Source organism: Variovorax sp. WS11 (assembly GCF_010499245.1).
Classification (GTDB): domain Bacteria; phylum Pseudomonadota; class Gammaproteobacteria; order Burkholderiales; family Burkholderiaceae_C; genus Variovorax.
Genome location: NZ_JAAGOW010000004.1, coordinates 504,737 through 517,664, shown reverse-complemented (window position 1 = coordinate 517,664; position 12,928 = coordinate 504,737). Strand labels below are relative to the sequence as shown.

Sequence of the window (12,928 nt, the reverse complement as noted above, 5' to 3'; positions counted from 1 at the left end):
AGCCCTGCATTCAAGCACGCAGCGGCAAGCCTGAGAGCAGTTTGTCCAGCGTGATCGGGTAGTCCCGCACGCGCACACCGGTGGCGTTGTAGATCGCGTTGGCTACGGCAGCGCCCGATCCGCAGGTTCCCAGTTCGCCGATCCCCTTGGCCTTGATCGGGCTTGCCAGATCATCGGCATCCTGCAGGTGGATGGCCTCGATGGCGGGTACATCGGCATGGGCCGGGATGAGGTATTCAGCCATGTCGTGGTTCACGAAGTAGCCATGGCGCTTGTCGACCACCGCCTCCTCCATGAGGGCGGCTCCGATGCCGAAGACCATGGCGCCGATGGCCTGGCTGCGTGCCAATTTTGGGTTGAGAATGCGCCCTGCCGCAAAAACACCCAGCATGCGGCGCACGCGCGTCTCGCCCGTGTCGATGTCCACGCCTACCTCGCAGAAATGAGCACCGAAGGCCGCTTGCGCATAGCGCTCCGCAAGATCTCCCGGTTCCACGGCGCCGAGCACCCGGAAGCCTTCCGGCCCGGCCAGCTCGCCCAAGGTGCGCGATTGCCTTCCTCCAACGATCCGCCCCTCCTCGAAGCGCACGGCGGCGGGGTCGAACCCGGCACGTTGTGCCAGGAGGTCACGCAGTTGCTGACAGCCGTCGTACACCGACGAGCCGGCGCTCCCGGCGCCGATCGAGGCGATGGACCCAGCGCCGGCTGGGTGCAGCGTGTCACCGAGCTGCACCGTGATGTGCGCCATCGGCACCCCGAGCATCTCGGCCGCAATCTGGGCCAGCACTGTGTAGCTGCCGGTGCCGATATCGGTCATCGACGTCTGCACGGTGAGCCGGCCCTGTCCGTCGAGCCGGATCGCTGCACTGGAGCGACGCACCGAATGGTGATGGGTGGCGCTCGCCACGCCCATGCCGATCAGCCAGCGGCCGTCGCGCTGTTGGGCCGGCAGCGGACTTCGGCGCGACCACCCGAAGCGCAGCGCGCCTTCGCGCAAGCATTGCACCAGCTTGCGCCCGGAGTACGGACGCGACGGACCCATTTCGGGGTCGTGCTGGCTGTCGTTAAGGATGCGCAGCTGCACCGGATCGATGCGCAGCTTTTCCGCGAGCTCGTCGAGCGCGACTTCGAAGGCCAGTTGCCCGGTGGCCGTGGCGGGCGCGCGCATCGCTGCGGCTTCGGGCAGGTCCAACGCCGACACACGATGCGCCGTCATGCGGTTTGGCGCCGCGTAGAGCGTGCGCGACTGGCGCGAGGCACCTTCGTAGTAGCTGCGACCCGGCAGATTGCCGGTCCACGTCTCGTGGCCGAGTGCGGTCAACCGGCCGTCGGCGGCAGCGCCCAGGCGCACACGCTGGATGGTGGCGGCGCGGCGCGTCGTGTGGTTCAACACCTGGTGGCGCGCCAATGCTGTTTTCACCGGCCGGCGCAATTCGCGCGCGGCAAAGGCCGACAGCACCGCTTCGGCGTAGGTGCGCAGCTTGCCGCCGAAACCGCCGCCCACATAGGCTGCGATCACCCGCACATTGGCCACCGGCACCTCGACCATGGCGGCCACGTCCGCGGCGCACCAATTGGCCATCTGGTGCGAGGTGTGAAGGGTGAGGCGGTCGCCGTCCCACTGCGCGGTGGTCGCCTGCGGCTCCATCATCGCGGGATGCTGATCGGGTGTCGTGAACCGGGCGTCGATCTGGAACGGCGCAGCCCGGAAGGCGCTCTCGAAATCGCCGACCGACGTGTCGGCGGCGCGATCGTTGCCTGCGCTCGGGTCATCCCCGGGTTTCACGGCGCTGGGCAGTGCTTGCTCCAGGTCGAAGCGCCCCGGCGTGCGCTCGTATTCGATGTTCAGCAGCGAGGCGGCCGCCCTGGCCTGCTCGAACCCTTCCGCCACCACAAAAGCCACCGCCTGGCCATGCTGCAGGATTTCCGGGCCGGACAGCTGCGCCACCAGGTTGGCGCGTCCGGTCGGGGTCATGCGCGGCACGTTGCGGTGGGTGTACACCAGCAGCACGCCAGGGGCGCGCTCGGCCTCGCAACTGTCCATGCGGGTGATGCGGCCCTTGGCAATGCCCGCCGTCACCACCCACCCATAGGCGGCACGCGGCGCTGTCTCGTGGGACTCGTAGCTGTAGCGCGCCTTCCCGCTGACCTTGAGCGGACCGTCGATCCGATCGAGCGGCTGCCCGACCACGGTCTGGGCATCGAGCGGCGTGGCGCCTGCTGCATGGGTGAACTGCATGGACTGGCTCCTTCAGGCAGTGCCGATGGCGCGCGCCAACGTGGCGGTCAGCGTGCGGCGCAAGAGCGGGATCTTGAAATCGTTGTCGCCGTGGCCCTGCGCGCCGGCCAGCACGATGTCTGCCACCGCGCTGCGCGTCTCGGCGCCGCCGTTGCTGCCGATCAACCGACGCTCGGCGGCTTCGACTCGCCAGGGTTTGGGTGCGAGGCCGCCAAAAGCCAGCCGCGCATCCGTCACGGTACTGCCCGAGCGCACCACCACGGCGGCCACCGACACCAACGCAAAGGCATAGGAGGCGCGGTCGCGTACCTTGCGGTAGAGCTGCACACCGCCTAACGGTGGCGGCAGCAACACGGCGGTGATCAGTTCGCCACGCGCAAGAACCGTCTCAATCTGCGGCGTGCTGCCGGGCAGGCAATGGAAATCAGCGATCGAAATCTGCCTGGTGCGGCCGTCGGCTTGCAGGGTTTCGATGCGCGCGTCCAGCGCCCGCATCGCGACTGCCATGTCGGAGGGATGGACCGCGATGCAGTCCTTGCTCGCGCCCAGCACCGCATGCACGCGGTTGAACCCCTCCAGCGCCGCGCAGCCACTGCCCGGTATGCGCTTGTTGCAGGGCTTGGTGGTGTCGTAGAAATAGAAGCAGCGCGTGCGCTGGAGCAAGTTGCCGGCCGTGGTCGCCCTATTGCGCAGCTGCGCACTCGCGCCTGACAAGAGTGCGCGTGCAAGCAACCCGTAGTCACGTCGCACCCTTGGATCAGCCGCGAGGTCGGCATTGCGCACCAGCGCGCCGATCTTCAATCCGCCATCTGCGGTGGTCTCGATATGGTCGAATCCGAGGCGGTTGATGTCGATCAGATGGGTCGGCCGTTCGATGTCGAGCTTCATGAGATCGAGCAGATTGGTGCCGCCCGCGATGAAGCAGGCGCCGGGCTGCCGTTGCGCTGCGACCGCCGCAGCCGGGCTCGTCGCGCGCTCGAAACTGAAATCCCTCATGCGCGCGCCCCCGCCACTTCGCGGATGGCCGCCACCATGTTCGGATAGCCGGCGCAGCGGCACAGATTCCCGCTCATGCGCTCCCGCAACTCCTCTTCACTGAGCTGTGGATGGGCATTCAGGTCCTCGCTCACGTGGCTGGGCATGCCGGCGCGCAATTCGGCCAGCATGCCGACGGCGGAGCAGATCTGGCCCGGCGTGCAGTAGCCGCACTGGTAGCCGTCATGCTTGACGAAGGCCGCCTGCGTCGCGTGCAGGGCGCCGGGTTGGCCCAGGCCTTCGATGGTGCGGATCTCGTCACCGTCGTGCATGGCCGTCAGCGTGAGGCAACTGTTGATGCGCCGTCCATTGACCAGCACAGTGCACGCGCCACACTGGCCGTGGTCGCAGCCCTTCTTCGAGCCGGTCAGCTTCAAGTGCTCGCGCAACGCGTCGAGCAGCGTCACGCGCGGGTCGAGACGGAGTACGTGATCCGTTCCGTTGACCCTGAGAGTGAACGCAGGCGAGGATCGCGATGTGCGCGAAGGCGGCGCATCGGCCGCCGCGGCAGGCATGGGCGGCGTCGTTGCCGCTGCAACGCTGGTGATCAGAACAGTGCGGCGCGTGACGCCGGGCGGTGATGTGTCCATGGCTTGCGTTCCCTTCGTTGCGTGTCGAGAGGGATGCTGCAAACCAAATGTGCAGAAAGGATGAAGACCTTGAGTCCCGTGCAAGGCCGCACGAGAGCACAGGGCCTTCGGCACAATTCCGGCATGCGCTTCGGCATTTCGACCCGGCTTTTCCTGGCCATCCTTGCGACTTCGGCGCTCACTGTGCTGCTGGTGAGCGGGGCTACGCGCTGGAACTTCGAGCGCGGCTTTCTCGGCTACCTGAACGAGTTGGCGGTCGAGCGCATGGACACGGTGCTGCCGCGCCTGACGCAGGCCTACGCGCAGCATCGCGACTGGGCCTTTCTGGGCGAGCCGAGCCGCCCCTGGTACAAGCTGCTGCGCCCCGGACCGGACGAACCGCTGCCGCCCGGTGGACTCGACGAGGCACTGCCACCCGATCTGACGGGCGCGCTATCGCGCCTCGGTCTGCTCGACGACCGGCAGCGCTGGGTCGCAGGCTACCGCAGCATCGACATGACGATGCAACATCGCGCGGTGGTGGTCGACGGCAGGACCGTCGGCTGGCTGGTTCTCGCGCCCTTCCAGAGCGTGGCCGATGGAGGCGACCAGCGCTTCGCCATCGGCCAGTGGCGCACCACGCTGGTGGCGGCACTGGTTGCCGTGCTGCTGGCAGGCCTGATCGCCTGGTGGGTCTCACACCGCTTGCTCGCGCCGGTCAAGCAGATCGCGGCCGCCACGCATCAGCTGACGCGCGGACAGCACGATGTGCGCGTGCCCGTGCACGGATCCGACGAAGTCGCTCAGTTGGGGCGAGACTTCAATCGCATGGCGCAGACACTCGCGCGCAACGAGGAAGCGCGCCGCGCCTTCATGGCGGATGTGTCGCACGAACTGCGTACACCTTTGGCGGTGCTGCGCGGGGAGCTCGAAGCGCTGGAAGACGGCATCCGGCCACTCAATCAGGCGGCCGTGTCCTCCTTGCAAGGGGAGGTGCGCCAGCTCGGCAAACTGGTGGACGATCTGTACGACCTCGCACTCTCGGATGTCGGGGCGCTGACATATCACATGGAGCCAGTCGATCTGGTGGATCTGGTGGGTCGCACCTCAACGACACACGCGCGCAGCTTCGAAACGGCCGGACTGCAGTTCACGCTGAAGCTGCCTGACTCCGCGGCTGCCGTCGAGGCCGATCCGGCGCGTTTGCAGCAGCTGTTCGACAACCTTCTGTCGAACAGCCGGCTCTACACTGAGACGCCAGGCCAGGTGACGCTCGCGCTCTCCGCGGCCCCTGGATCCTGGCAGATCGAGGTGCAGGACAGTCCGCCTGGTTTGCCGATCGAGCAGCTTGCGCAGCTGTTCGAGCGCTTTTTTCGCGGAGAGAACTCTCGCAATCGAGCGACAGGTGGCGCCGGACTCGGGCTGGCGATTGCGCGCAACATCGTCGCAGCGCATGGCGGCCAAATAGAGGCTCGCCCTTCGCCACTCGGCGGCGTTTCCATCCGGGTGAAGTTGCCACGCCTGGAGACAGCGTCATGATCCCCGCGCCCGCCGCACACATCTTGATCGTCGAGGACGAGCCCAAGCTGGCCCGGCTTCTGGTGGACTACCTGCAGGCTGACGGTTTCGCTTGCAGCGTGGTAGCAGACGGCTTGGAAGCACTGCCTGCGGTGCGCGAGCGCGCGCCGGCCTTGGTGATCCTGGACCTCATGCTGCCTGGACGCGACGGCGTTTCGATCTGTCGCGAGCTTCGTGGCTTTTCGACGGTGCCTGTGATCATGGTCACCGCCCGTGTCGATGAAGTCGATCGGCTGCTCGGCCTGGAGGTTGGTGCGGACGACTACATCTGCAAGCCATACAGCCCCCGAGAGGTTGTGGCGCGGGTGCGCGCACAGCTGCGTCGTGTCGGCTGGACGGGGCGAGTGCCGGCGACCGACAAGGGTGGACTCGCGATGGACGATGCGGCGTTGCGTGCAACGATACGCGGGCGCGCGCTGGATTTGACGCCCGCAGAGTTCCGCCTGCTGCGCACATTGGCAGCCCAGCCAGGGCGTGTTTTTTCACGGAACGATGTGCTGGATAGATTGCACAACGACAGCCGCGCGATCACGGATCGGGCGGTCGACAGTCACGTTCGCAACCTCCGGCGCAAGCTAACGACAGCCACGGACGGTGTCGACCCGATCCGCTCGGTCTACGGCGTTGGATACGCTTTTGAATGGCCGATTGACTGCGAATAGCCAGTGCACGGGTGCGTCGCCCATTCTCTTGACGAACGTCCCAATGTCGGATCCCGTCCTGTTTCCGGCCTCGCGTCGTCAGCACGGGCCGGAAACCGTCCTCGGAGCCTCGGTCGGCCGAGGCCCGCGCTTAGGCGAGGCATCGTCTCGATCATCCGGTCCGAGTCTCTCGACATGGGCGTCTCCCCATTTCTTCAGCGCGTGAATGACCGGCGCCAGAGTCCTGCCATAGTCCGTCAATCGGTATTCCACCTTGGGAGGAACTTCGGGATAGACCTTGCGAGCGACCAGGCCATTGGCCTCCAGTTCCCTGAGCTGATTGGTGAGCATCCGCTGCGTGATGTTGGGAAGCAGGCGGCCCAGTTCATTGAAGCGCAGCACCTGTTCGGTGAGCAGGCGGTAGAGGATGACGCCCTTCCACTTGCCTCCGATCAGGTTGAGCGTGGCCTCGACCGAGCAGCCGACGGCGCAGGTGAAGGTCTTGTGGGGAATGCGTCCTCTTCAGCGCCTGAGCTTTTTTCGTTCGCCGCCACGGCGTGGTGACCTGCGACGCCGACGCCGCCTTCTGCCGGCGCTTCGCCGGGCGGGCGGAGACCGGCCGGCACTCGGTGAGCGATCCGGCGATGGGGCTGGCAGACCGCTTCTGAGCGCGATCTGAGCGGGTCGAGGTGCCGGACGGCCGCTCGGCCCCTTCACCCCCCCCTCGCGCTGCGCTGCATCCCCCGCGCAGTTCCCCCCACCATCGCCCCCAGCGACCGCACCATCGGATGCCCCACCAGCTCCTTCAGCGTGAAGAAACTGACCGGCGGCAGACTCCAGCTCAAGCGATAGGGCAGCGCCGCCAGGTGCCCTGCCTGCTCCATCTCCATCACCACGTCACGGGCCAGAATGGCGATGGCGTTCGGCTCGGTCCGCAGCACCGTCTCCATGCTGCGCATCGACGTCGTCTCCAGCATCGGCACCGGGGGCTGCACGCCGGCGCCCACGAAGATCGCGTTGTAGGTTCTGCGCATGGGCGTGTTCGGCGGCGGCAGGATCCAGTCGAGCTGCGCCAGCCGCGCCCAGTCCAGCGGCCCGCGCGATAGCCGCTTGACGCTCTTCGCGGCCACCACCAGGCAGGGCTCCTGCTGGTAGATCGCCTCCTGCACCAGGCCCGTCGCATCCCCGTCGTAGGAGCGGCCGATCGCGCAATCGAGCTCGCGCGCGACGAGGCTCGCGACGAGCTCGTCCGTCGTGCCCTCGCGCGTCATCACCGCCATGCGCGGGGTGCGATCCAGCAAGTGGGTGAGCGCGGCGGACAGTAGCTGTTGCGGCACCTGCTGAGTCAGGCCCAGGCGCACGCGTCCGCTGCGGCCTGCCTCCAGTGAGGTGAGCACGCGCGTGGTGGACTCCAGTTCCGCGAGCCAGCGCCGCGCGTAGTGCAGCACCGCCTCGCCCGACGGCGTGGGCACCAGCCCGCGGCTGGTCCGCTCGAAGAGCGTGCTGCCGAAGATGTCTTCCGCCTCGCGCAGCGCCTTGGTGATGGCGGGCTGGCTCACTCGCATCTCGGCGGCCACGCGGCCGAGCGTGCGATGGCGGTCGATGGCCTGCAGCAGTGAGAGCTGGCGCAGCTTCAGGCGAGAGAGCAGCGCGTGCTGCAGCTCGGCGGCGGGATCGCGGGCAGTCGGCAAGGCCATAACTCCTGGGTTATCGGGTCATCAGAATTTAATGCACTTCGGTGAATTGCGGCGCCTAGACTTTCTTCATGGACGCAGCCACCGCATCGAAGCTCACGGCCTTCACGGCCAGCCTCCTGGACGTGCTCGCCGAGGCGCGCGGCGCCGACGCCGCCCTGCGTCAGGTCGACCTCTATCGGCGCCGGATTGCGGGCGACAGCATCTTCAGCATCCAGCAGAACGTGACGACGGAGCGCGACCCGGTCGACGAGATCCGGCTGCGCCGCCTCTATTCGTCCGAGGCGCAGCACTACCCGGTGAACGGCGCCAAGCGCAAAACGCTCGGGCCGTGGACCGAGTGCCTGTTTCTGCAGGGCCGCGTGTTCATCGGCGAGGGAGAAGAGGCGCTGGCGCGCCATTTCGACGATTTCGAACAGATGCGCGGGCACGGCCTGCAGAGCGTGATCAACGTGCCCCTGCTCCAGGGCCATCTCTGCTACGCCACCTTCAACGTCTTCGGCACCCGCCCCCGGTGGCTGCCGCAGGAAGTCCTGGGCATCCGCCTGCTGGCCCTGGCCGCGGCGCGCTGGGTGCCCGCCGCGCCCGGCCTGGCGTACCGCTTCACGGCCGTGCCCCTCACCTCACCCATGGAGGCTTGACCATGCAAAGCAAAGTCCCTGTCGTGATCGTCGGCGGCGGCCCGGTGGGCCTGTCCATGGCGATCCTGCTGCAGCGCTTCGGTGTCGACTTCGTGCTGCTCGAACGCAGCGCGACGACCACGGACCATCCCAAGGCCCGAGGCACCTACACGCGCACGATGGAGATCTTCCGCCAGTGGGGCATCGACGGACAGATGAAGCGCCACGCGCTGCCGGACGGATCCGACTTCTTCGCCTTCTGCGAATCCATGACCGGCCACGAGTGGGGCCGCACCAACCCCGAGCCGAATGTGGGCCACTCGCCGTGCTGGAAGATTATCCAGTCGCAGGACACGGTGGAGTTGGAACTGCTGAACCACGCCCGCAAGAGCGAGGTGGGCCGCTTCCTCTTCGGCCACGAATTCCTGCACTACGACGAGGGCGCCGGCGGCATCGCGGTGACCGGCTGCAAGGTGGATACCGGCGAGACCGTCACCTGGCACGCCCAGTACCTGATCGCCGCGGACGGCGCCGCCAGTTCGGTGCGCCGGCAGGCCGACATCGAGATGCGCGGGCCGGCCGCGCTGGCCGTGATGGCCAACGAGTTCTGGCAGGCCGACCTCTCGCAGGTGCGCGACGCCGCCCTCTGCGCCGGCTGGCGCGTGTATGCGAAGAATTCGCCCTACCCCATCACGACCGTGCTCAACACCAACGGCAAGGACCGGTGGCTGAGCCTGCTACCGGTGGGACGCGAGGTGGACGAACGCATCGGCGAGCGTACCGACGACGAAGTGGTGCGGCTCGCCCGCACCGTCGCCGGCGTCCCCAATCTGGACGTGAAGGTGATCAACCGCTCGGTGTGGCGCATGAGCCGCCAGGTGGCGGCGAGCTTCCGCAAGGGGCGCGTGCTCCTGGTGGGCGACTCGGCGCACCGCTTCCCGCCGAACGGCGGCTACGGCATGAACTCCGGCATCCAGGATGCGCACAACCTCGCGTGGAAGCTGGCTTTCGTGCTCACGGGGCGCGCCAGCGCACGCCTGCTGGACAGCTACGAGCGCGAACGCCGGCCGGTCGCGGAATCGAACGCCGACTTCAGCCTGCACAACGCGGCGCGCTTTACCCAGTGCGACGAGGCGCTGCGTTCCGGCAACCCGGAGCGCATCGGCTTCTGGATCCGCGACAGCGACAACCACATCCACAGCATCGGCCAATCGCTGGGCTTTTGCTACGAGGACGGCGCGGTGATCCCCGACGGCACCAGCAGGCACCTGATGCGGCCGCGCTGGTACGAACCCACCGACCGCCCGGGCGCGCGCTTCCCTCACCTGTGGCTGGACCTGGCGCGGCGGCACACCACGCTGGACTGGTTCGACCAGGCGTTCGTGCTGGTCGCGGGCCCGAAGGCGGATGAGTGGATGGAGGCGGCGCGTGCCGTTTCCGGCAGGAACGGGCGCGTGGTGCAGGCGCACCAGTTGGATGACTCGCACGAGAAGGACGGCCTGCTGCTCGGCCTGCGCGGCGCGGTGCTCGTGCGGCCGGACGGGCATGTGGCCTTCCGCATGCCGTGGACGCCGCCGGACCCCGCCGCCGAGCTGTCTGCCGTTCTCGCCAAGCTGATGGACTGATGCCATGCCCGTCACTGCACTGCACCACTACACGATCCGCTGCACGCCGCAGGAGCTGCCGCAGTTGCTCGACTTCTATACGCGCGTGCTGCGCCTGCAGGCCGGGGCGCGACCGGAGATTCCGGCGCCCGGGGCCTGGCTCTACGCGGAGGGCCAGCCGATCGTGCACCTGTATGCGCATTTGTCGACGCCGGACGCGGCGGTGCAGCCGGTCACCGGCCACGTCGACCACATCTCGTTTCGCTCGCACGGTTTGAAGGAGATGCGCGAACACCTCGATGCCCTGGGCGTGCCCTTCACCGAGGCCCCGATCCCCGGCTGGAAGATCCACCAGCTGTTCCTGCATGATCCGCGCGGCCTGAAGATCGAGATGACCTTCTGGATCGACCAGGAAGAGGGAGGCGCGGCATGACCGACTTCGTGCAGGCCGGCGAGGTGCGCGTCGCCTTCGAACGCGCAGGCCAGGGGCCGGCCCTGGTGCTGATGCATGGCGCGGAAGCCTCGCGGCAGATGTTCGCCGCGCTGGTGCCGCACCTCGCGAAGCACTTCAGCGTGATCTCCTACGACCAGCGCGATTGCGGCGACACCGAGGGGCCGGAGCGCGCCGCGACGCTGGCCGACCTGGCCAACGACGCACACCAGTTGATCAGGGCGCTCGGATTCAAGCGCGCGCACGTGTTCGGCTCGTCCTTCGGCGGGAGGGTGGCGCAAGCCCTGGCACTGCTGCATCCGCGCTCGATCGATCGCCTGGTGCTCGCCAGCACTTGGCCGCTGCCGCGGCCGTACGAGGAGCTCTGCCCCGACGCACGCCGCCTGGCCGAGCTGCGGCAGGGCCTGCCGGGAACGGCGGAGGAACTGGCCACGTGGTTCTTTCCTGAGGACTTCCTGCGCCAGCGCCCCGAGCTGCGGCGCGTGTTCGCGAACGCCCGGCCGGCGTCGGCCCGTTCCGCTCGGCGGGCGGTCACTGTGACGACGACGCTGGACAACGGGGTCGCGGACATCGTGGCGCCGACGCTGGTGCTGGCCGGCGAGCTGGACCGCGTGGTGCCGCCGACGGTGACGTTGTCGATGGCGGGGCGCATCCGCGGTGCGGATGCCGTTCTGCTGCCGGCCATCGGGCATGTGACGGCGATGCAGGCGCCGGAAGTGCTCGCCCACCACATCGTTCGCTTCCTGAATCCCGCTGGAGTCAAGCCATGAACACGACGCTGCAGACTGAACCCGCAAGATCCGACTACATCCGCATCGATGGTCTGTCCAAGCGCTTCGGCGGCGGCCATGATGGCGTGCTCGCGCTCGATCAGATCGACTGCAGTATTCAGCAGGGGAGCTTCGTCACCATCGTCGGCCCGAGCGGCTGCGGCAAGAGCACACTGCTGCGCATCCTGGCCGGGCTGCTCGGTTACGAGGTCGGCAGCGTTCTGCTCGACGGCCAGCCGATCCATGGCACGCGGCGAGACGTGGGGGTCGTGTTCCAGAGCTCCATCCTGCTGCCCTGGCGCACCATCCTCGAGAACGTCATGCTGCCGGCCGAGGTGATCGGCCTGGACATGAAGCAGGCGCGCGAACGCGCCATGCAGTTGCTGCACATGGTCCGCCTCGATGGTTTCGAGCACAAGCTGCCGCGCCAGCTGAGCGGCGGCATGCAGCAGCGAGCCTCGATCGCGCGGGCGCTGCTGCACGACCCCAAGATCCTGCTGATGGACGAGCCCTTCGGTGCGCTGGACGCGATGACGCGGGAACGCATGAACCTCGAGCTGCAGCGCATCTGGATGGAAAGCGGCAAGACCGTGGTGCTGATCACGCACTCCATCCCCGAGGCCGTGTTCCTGGGCGACAAGGTGTTCGTGATGTCGCCTCGCCCGGGCACGCTGGAGCGCGTGCTGTCCATCGACCTGGCGCGGCCGCGGACGATGGACGTGATGTCGGACCCGGCGTTCGCGTCCGCCGCCGCCTCGATCCGCGAGCGCTTCTCGCATGCCGCTTCGTTCGACTGAAAAGGGTGCCGCCATGACCACTGCCATGTTCACCACCGATGCCGCGCAGCACGACGACTCCACCGCCGAGCCAGTGAAGGCCCCGCGAGTCCGCCGCGCCAACCCGCTGGCATCCACCCGCGTGCAATCCATCCTGCTGCTGATCACGCTGCTCGGCTCATGGGAAGCAGCCGTGCGGCTGTTCAAGGTGCCCAAGCACCTGGTCCCGCCGGTCAGCGACATCGGGGTCGCGCTCTGGCGCGGCCTGGCCACCGGGCCGTTGGCGAAGGACGGCTTCTGGTACCACGGCGGCATCACCCTCGCCGAGATCCTGCTGGGCTTCCTCATCGGCGGCGGCATCGGCCTGGCGATCGGCATCGTGGTCTCGCAGATGCCGAAGCTGGAGGCGCTGCTGGAACCCTACGTGGCCGCGCTGCAGAGCGTGCCGAAGGTGGCGGTGGCCCCGATCATCGTGGTCTGGCTCGGCTTCGGGATCAGCTCCAAGGTGATGATCATCTGCCTGCTCACCTTCTTCCCGGTGCTGGTGACCAGTATCGCGGGCTTCAAGGCGGTGGACCCGGATCGCATCGACCTGCTGCGCTCCCTGTCTGCCACGCCCTGGCAGGTCTTCCGCAAGGCCAAGTTCCCGAGCGCCCTGCCCTACATCTTCGCGGGCTTGAACATGGCCGCGGCCTTCAGCGTGGTGGGCGCGGTGGTGGGGGAATTCGTCGGCGCCCAGGCCGGCCTGGGCGTGCTGATCCTGCAGATGGAGGCGCAAGCAGACACCGGCGGCAGCTTCGCGGTGTGCGTCGTGCTCTCGGTGATCGGCATCGCGCTGACCGCGCTGCTGCGCCGCGTGCAGCGGCGGGTGCTGCACTGGATGCCGGCCGACACCTCGCAGCGCACCGTGAACGTCTAGATCTGCACGAGCTGTTTTCTTTTCAACGCGGC

13 protein-coding genes are annotated in these 12,928 nt (G+C 67.7%); 8 read left to right on the top strand and 5 right to left on the bottom strand.

What is annotated here, in order from left to right; genetic code table 11:
- Positions 1-10: 10 nt before the first annotated feature.
- From GXN78_RS31850 to GXN78_RS31840, 3 genes are read right to left on the bottom strand one after another with little or no spacing between them, the layout of a single operon-like run.
- Entirely contained in the window at positions 11-2,239 is a 2,229-nt protein-coding gene (locus GXN78_RS31850; protein ID WP_106554542.1) for a xanthine dehydrogenase family protein molybdopterin-binding subunit, read from the bottom strand.
- Between the two features lie 12 nt (positions 2,240-2,251).
- Positions 2,252-3,235 (bottom strand): xanthine dehydrogenase family protein subunit M, encoded by a 984-nt coding sequence (locus GXN78_RS31845; RefSeq protein WP_106554543.1) that lies wholly within the window; start codon positions 3,233-3,235, stop codon positions 2,252-2,254.
- Entirely contained in the window at positions 3,232-3,864 is a 633-nt protein-coding gene (locus GXN78_RS31840) for a 2Fe-2S iron-sulfur cluster-binding protein (RefSeq protein WP_106554544.1), read from the bottom strand. Before GXN78_RS31840 ends, GXN78_RS31845 begins: the two co-directional genes overlap by 4 nt.
- A gap of 123 nt (positions 3,865-3,987) precedes the next feature.
- On the opposite strand from GXN78_RS31840, the gene GXN78_RS31835 reads away from it, so the two are divergent.
- Entirely contained in the window at positions 3,988-5,382 is a 1,395-nt protein-coding gene (locus tag GXN78_RS31835; RefSeq protein WP_106554545.1) for an ATP-binding protein, read from the top strand.
- On the top strand, positions 5,379-6,083 hold the full coding sequence (locus GXN78_RS31830; RefSeq protein WP_106554546.1) for a response regulator: 705 nt from the start codon (positions 5,379-5,381) through the stop codon (positions 6,081-6,083). The genes GXN78_RS31835 and GXN78_RS31830 overlap by 4 nt, the downstream gene beginning before the upstream one ends.
- Before the next feature lie 78 nt (positions 6,084-6,161).
- Here GXN78_RS31830 and GXN78_RS31825 read toward each other — a convergent pair whose 3' ends face one another.
- Together GXN78_RS31825 and GXN78_RS31820 are read right to left on the bottom strand one after the other, a co-directional pair.
- On the bottom strand, positions 6,162-6,575 hold the full coding sequence (locus GXN78_RS31825) for a helix-turn-helix domain-containing protein (protein ID WP_219910053.1): 414 nt from the start codon (positions 6,573-6,575) through the stop codon (positions 6,162-6,164).
- Positions 6,576-6,775: 200 nt separating this feature from the next.
- Entirely contained in the window at positions 6,776-7,753 is a 978-nt protein-coding gene (locus tag GXN78_RS31820; protein ID WP_164256025.1) for a LysR family transcriptional regulator, read from the bottom strand.
- A gap of 74 nt (positions 7,754-7,827) precedes the next feature.
- Between GXN78_RS31820 and GXN78_RS31815 the strand changes: the two genes are divergently transcribed.
- The 6 genes from GXN78_RS31815 to GXN78_RS31790 are packed head-to-tail and all read left to right on the top strand — an operon-like array spanning position 7,828 to position 12,896.
- Positions 7,828-8,397 carry a GAF domain-containing protein gene (locus GXN78_RS31815; protein ID WP_164256022.1) on the top strand — a complete coding sequence of 190 codons (570 nt, stop codon included), beginning with the start codon at positions 7,828-7,830 and terminating at the stop codon, positions 8,395-8,397.
- Between the two features lie 2 nt (positions 8,398-8,399).
- A complete protein-coding gene (locus GXN78_RS31810; RefSeq protein WP_164256018.1) occupies positions 8,400-10,001 on the top strand; it encodes an FAD-dependent monooxygenase in 1,602 nt (533 codons plus the stop codon).
- Between the two features lie 4 nt (positions 10,002-10,005).
- Positions 10,006-10,413 (top strand): VOC family protein, encoded by a 408-nt coding sequence (locus tag GXN78_RS31805; protein WP_106554548.1) that lies wholly within the window; start codon positions 10,006-10,008, stop codon positions 10,411-10,413.
- Positions 10,410-11,201 (top strand): alpha/beta hydrolase, encoded by a 792-nt coding sequence (locus tag GXN78_RS31800; protein WP_106554549.1) that lies wholly within the window; start codon positions 10,410-10,412, stop codon positions 11,199-11,201. Before GXN78_RS31805 ends, GXN78_RS31800 begins: the two co-directional genes overlap by 4 nt.
- Positions 11,198-11,998, top strand: coding sequence for an ABC transporter ATP-binding protein (locus GXN78_RS31795; RefSeq protein ID WP_106554550.1), 801 nt, complete (start codon positions 11,198-11,200; stop codon positions 11,996-11,998). The genes GXN78_RS31800 and GXN78_RS31795 overlap by 4 nt, the downstream gene beginning before the upstream one ends.
- Before the next feature lie 13 nt (positions 11,999-12,011).
- The gene (locus GXN78_RS31790; RefSeq protein ID WP_164256015.1) at positions 12,012-12,896 is read left to right on the top strand and encodes an ABC transporter permease; all 885 of its coding nucleotides are present in this window, start codon (positions 12,012-12,014) and stop codon (positions 12,894-12,896) included.
- Positions 12,897-12,928 lie beyond the last annotated feature (32 nt).